Annotated in this window: 5 protein-coding genes; 2 read left to right on the top strand and 3 right to left on the bottom strand. The window is 62.8% G+C overall.

What is annotated here, in order from left to right:
* On the top strand, positions 1–565 hold a 565-nt coding region (locus VN856_RS12055; RefSeq protein WP_325689262.1), incomplete at its 5' end, for a TetR/AcrR family transcriptional regulator.
* Positions 566–619: 54 nt separating this feature from the next.
* Here the strand turns inward: VN856_RS12055 and nrdF are convergent.
* The 3 genes from nrdF to VN856_RS12070 form a co-directional block, all read right to left on the bottom strand.
* Positions 620–1594, bottom strand: coding sequence for a class 1b ribonucleoside-diphosphate reductase subunit beta (nrdF, locus tag VN856_RS12060; RefSeq protein WP_325689264.1), 975 nt, complete (start codon positions 1592–1594; stop codon positions 620–622).
* A 119-nt stretch (positions 1595–1713) separates the two neighbouring features.
* Complete coding sequence (locus VN856_RS12065; protein WP_325689266.1) at positions 1714–2592, bottom strand: SDR family NAD(P)-dependent oxidoreductase; 879 nt, start codon at positions 2590–2592, stop codon at positions 1714–1716.
* A 92-nt stretch (positions 2593–2684) separates the two neighbouring features.
* Positions 2685–3287, bottom strand: a complete 603-nt coding sequence (locus VN856_RS12070) for a TetR/AcrR family transcriptional regulator (protein ID WP_325689268.1) — start codon at positions 3285–3287, stop codon at positions 2685–2687.
* A 92-nt stretch (positions 3288–3379) separates the two neighbouring features.
* Between VN856_RS12070 and VN856_RS12075 the strand changes: the two genes are divergently transcribed.
* Positions 3380–4535: NAD(P)/FAD-dependent oxidoreductase (locus VN856_RS12075; RefSeq protein ID WP_325689270.1), on the top strand; the 1156-nt coding region annotated here is incomplete at its 3' end.

A 4535-nucleotide genomic window follows, 5' to 3' on the forward strand; every position in this document is an offset into this window, starting at 1 on the left:
GGAAAAGCCATATGAAGATGTCTTGGTGGAGGACATCGCTGCGCGCGCGGGTGTGCACAGAGCGACGCTGTATCACTATTTTCCGAGCAAGCGAGACTTGTACGTAGCGATCTTCAAGCGCGGTAGTAAGCGGTTTTTGACACGGGTCAGCCCTGATCCGCAGCTACCGCTCGCAGAACAACTCGCCGCCGGACTCGAAGCCCACATCCAATCTTTCGTCGATCATCCCTATGAAGCGGTCACGATCAACCGCGGCGCATTGTCGGATGACCCGGCAATCCAGGCGATCATCGCCGAAGAGCTAAACGTCGTGGGCCAACGCCTGATCGATAAACTCGTCGCGGAGGGCCGGCCGCGCGAGGTCACGGAGATCGCGGTGGAGGGCTGGTTGGCGTTCGTTCGCGCAGCCTGCGTGAAATGGATTCAGTCACCGAATATCTCGAGGGCCGATCTCACCGAAATGTGTCTACGCGCATTCGACTGCGCTCTCGGGAACCCCAACAAGTTGCTTGCGTCAGCGAGTGGACGGAGTATGCGATCTCGATTGATCGCTCTCTTCCCGTAACGGTGAGTCGCTGTCAGCAAGCGCTACCGGTAAATGCGGCTCTCACCTGCGGGTCTAGAAGTTCCAATCCTCGTCTTCGGTGTTGACCGCCTTGCCGATCACGTACGACGAACCCGAGCCGGAGAAGAAGTCGTGATTCTCGTCGGCATTCGGCGACAAGGCTGACAAGATCGCCGGGTTGACGTCGGTCTCATCGCGTGGGAACAGCGCCTCGTAGCCGAGATTCATCAGCGCTTTGTTGGCGTTGTAGCGCAGGAACTTCTTGACGTCCTCGGTCAGCCCGACCTCGTCGTAGAGATCCTGGGTGTACTCGACCTCGTTGTCGTAGAGCTCGAACAACAGCTCGTAGGTGTACTCCTTGAGCGCGGCCTGCGTCGCCGCGTCCTCGAGCGCCAGGCCCTTCTGGAATTTGTAGCCGATGTAGTAACCGTGCACGGCTTCGTCGCGGATGATCAGCCGGATCAGATCGGCGGTGTTGGTCAGCTTGGCCCGGCTCGACCAGTACATCGGCAGGTAGAACCCGGAGTAGAACAGGAAGCTCTCCAGCAGCGTGGAGGCCACCTTGCGCTTGAGCGGCTCGTCGCCGCGGTAGTACTCCATCACGATCTCAGCCTTGCGCTGCAGATTCGGGTTCTCCTCCGACCAGCGGAAGGCCTCGTCGATCTCGACGGTGGAGCACAGCGTCGAGAAGATCGAGCTGTAGCTCTTGGCGTGCACCGACTCCATGAACGCGATGTTGGTGTACACCGCCTCCTCGTGCGGCGTCAGCGCGTCGGGAATCAGGCTGACCGCGCCGACCGTGCCCTGAATGGTGTCCAGCAGCGTCAACCCGGTGAACACCCGCATGGTCAGCTGCTTCTCGTTGGGCGTCAGCGTCCCCCACGACGGGATGTCGTTGGACACCGGCACCTTCTCGGGCAGCCAGAAGTTTCCGGTCAGGCGCTCCCAGACCTCCGCGTCCTTCTCGTCTTGCAGACGGTTCCAGTTGATCGCGGAAACGCGGTCGATCAGCTTCATTCCATCGGTCACCAGAACCCCACTTCACCAGGACGGATAGTCGACGTTGCCTAGGCCACAGACACTACCCCTGGGGGCCGACATGGCGACGCAACACAAGAGGTTGTGTTCGCGTGTCGCGCGCACCGATTTTACGCGGCCGCCTTGAAGTGCGGGCGAAGGACCAGGCGCACCACGCGGTCGAGGACTCGATCGGATAGCACCCGCGACAGCCGCGCGAGGACCGCGGCGTCGCGCCCGACGGTGTACCGCGTGCGCGGACGAGACGAGGTAGCAGCCTTCGCGATCACCGTCGCGGCGTGGTCGGCTGAAACGCCGTCCTTGTCGAACGATCGAGCCAGATTCGACATGGCGTCGACGAGCTCGCCATACCGTTCGCGCTGATCGGCGGTCATGCCGTCTTTCAGCCGATCCGCGGTGGCCACTCCCCGTTCGGCCATCGCAGTCTTGACCGCGCCCGGTTCGATGACGACGACCCTGACCCCTAACCTGCCGACCTCACGACGCAGCGAGTCGCTGAGTGCCTCCAGCGCGAACTTGGAACCCGCATACGCCGGGTACGTCGGCAATGCCACCTTCCCGCCGAGCGAACTGATGTTGACCACGGTCCCCGCACTGCGTAACAGGGAGGGCATGAGCGCCTGGATCATTGCGACGTGACCGAACAGGTTGACCTCGAATTGCCGTCGCCACTCCGCGATCGGCAGTGCTTCGACGGGAGCGTTGATCGCGACTCCCGCATTGTTGATCAGCGCCCGCAGCGGAAACCCCTGCGGATCGTTCGCGACGCGTTCGGCGATGGCTGCCACGTCTGACTCGACGGTGATGTCCAGAATGTGCGGCTCGATACCGTCGCCGCGCAGCGCGTCGGCGTCGACATCGCGGCGCACCCCGGCCAGCACGTGAAACCCCCTGCGCGCCAACTCACGTGCGGTGGCAGCGCCCATCCCGGTCGAGGCGCCGGTGACGACGATCAGCTCGCGACGGTCGGAAGAATTCGAGGCGGTCATCGCTCACTCCAGTTCAGTTGACAGTGTCATCCCAACCTAGATGTGTCGGGTGACATTCTGACCGCGTCGCTGCGACCCAGACGTAGGCCGCGTCAATCCAGTCCGACCTCCCGCAGGGTGTGCGTCAGACCGTCTTCGAGCGCGCGCAGCGCGATGTCGGTGAGACGACTGAGTTCGTCAATGTCCTCACCGCCCTTGCTCATCCACGTTTCCAGCGACGCGAACACCGCGGTGGCCAGGCTGTGCGCGGCGACGTCGGCGATCATCGCCCCGTCCGCGGTCGGCGCGGCGCGTTCGTGGATGAAGCGACGAATCTCGTCGGCAACCTGATCCCGCATCCGCCGAATGTGGCTGCTGATGATTTCCTGGTCCAGGTCGCGCGACCGGATGGTCGCGGCCTCGCGCACCATCGCGAAGTCAAAAGGGAATGCGTCCACGGCTTTTCGCACCGACGCTGCGATGGGCTCCCCGTGCGGGCGCAGCGCCAACGCCCGGGCAAACCATTCGAAGCCGATGTCGTAGTCGGCAAAGATCACGGCATGCTTGGACGGGAAGTGCCGGTAAAAGGTTCGCTCGGTCACCCCGACGTCGGCGGCGATATCGGACACGCTGGTTTGGTGCACGCCGTCGGCGACAAAGCGCTTCATCGCCGCCTGTAGCAAGGCCTGACGAGTCCGCTGGCTACGAGATTCCACACTGTAAGCAGACACCAAATGTCACCATTGACGCAAATATGTCAGGTGTGACATTGTGCGTTCAGGCGAGCGATCACACCGGAGGAGTCAGCATGTCCGACTACGACGCCATCATCATCGGGGCAGGTCACAACGGTCTGGTCGCCGCGAACGTGCTCGCCAAGAGCGGCGCGAAAGTGCTTGTCCTGGAACGGGCGCACTTCCTCGGTGGGATGGCGGCGACGCGGGAACTGTTCGACGGATACAAGCACAGCGTGGGTGCGTGGGCGGTGCTGATCTGGCGCCAGGAGATGACCGAACGCCTGGAGCTGACCAAATGGGGCTTCGAGCTGATGAACCAATGGACGTCCACGTGTACGTTCGGCGCCCCCGAGGACACCCCGTTCGTGATGTACAACGACCTCGAACGCATGGGCCGACACCTGATCGAAGACCATGGTCCCGATGTCGCCGCGGGCCTCGGCGGCCTGTTCGCCCACATCGGCCGGTTTGCGCCTTACTTCGTCGACTCGGCATTCGGCCCGCCCCTGGACATCATCGAGGTCATCGCCCAGCAGCCCACCCCGGAGGCCCGCCACGACTTCGCCCAGATGTGGTACGGCAGCACGATGGACACGGTCCGCCGCTTCCTCGCGCCCGACCAGGGCCGCTGCATCCAGGGTTCACTGGCCGCAATGTCCATCGACGCTTTTGACGGCGGTCCCTGGACGCCGGGTTCGAACGCATCGACGCTGTACCACTACCTGATCGGCGGCGGCAACGTCGAATACATCATGCCGCGCGGCGGCATCGGATCCCTGAGCACCGCGCTGTGCCGGCGCGCGCAATCGATGGGCGCCGAGGTGCAGATGAAACAGCACGTCAAACAGATCCTGGTCGCCGACGGACGCGCCACCGGGGTCCAACTGCGAGACGGCACAACGATTTCGGCCGACGTCGTGCTCTCGTCGCTCGACCCATACACCACTTTTGTGAATCTTTCTGGCCCGCAACACTTTCCGCCTGACTACATTCGCAAGATCAAGGAAATCAACTTCAACCTCGGATACATCCAGGCGCACTTGACGATCGACCAAGCCCCTCAATGGATCGAGCGCCTCGAGCCCTACATGCACGACAATGGGCAATGGTGTCCCACCGTCGCCTATGCGCCCTCGCCGGAGTACATCAGCGACGCGTGGGAGCAATACCGAAAGGGGCAGCTTCCTGAGGCCCCGCCCACCTATCTGTACATACCCAGCATGGTCG

The organism is Mycobacterium sp. (genome assembly GCF_035603715.1).
GTDB lineage: Bacteria > Actinomycetota > Actinomycetes > Mycobacteriales > Mycobacteriaceae > Mycobacterium.